The 272-nt window shown below is 42.3% G+C and carries 1 protein-coding gene; it reads left to right on the top strand.

Annotated elements, in window-relative coordinates; translation table 11 throughout:
- On the top strand, positions 1 to 230 hold a 230-nt coding region (locus P6709_RS19930; protein WP_278242638.1), incomplete at its 5' end, for a hypothetical protein.
- Between the last annotated feature and the right edge of the window lie 42 nt (positions 231 to 272).

The raw sequence follows: 272 nt of genomic DNA, 5'->3' as shown, positions 1-272 counted from the left end.
AAGATGTCGGACGTACTGCCATCATCTACGAGGGATTCGGCATAAATCACGTCCACGCAAAATTATTTCCGCTGCACAAAACAAAAGGCGAATGGAAACCAATCCACACCGACTATAATAAATACTTCGATCATTATGAGGGATATGTTTCATCTCACGAATACCACGGTCCTAATCCCGATCTCGCCAAACTCGCCGAACATATTCGTGAAGTCGGAAAAAATCTGTAACTTCCCTATCAAAAATTATGAAAGTGCTTCTCCAAACACTGC

The sequence above is a fragment of the Jeotgalibacillus sp. ET6 genome (assembly GCF_029667115.1).
Classification (GTDB): Bacteria; Bacillota; Bacilli; order Bacillales; family Jeotgalibacillaceae; genus Jeotgalibacillus.
The sequence above is the reverse complement of the archived record's forward strand: the minus strand, read 5'-3'. Positions and strand labels throughout refer to the sequence as shown.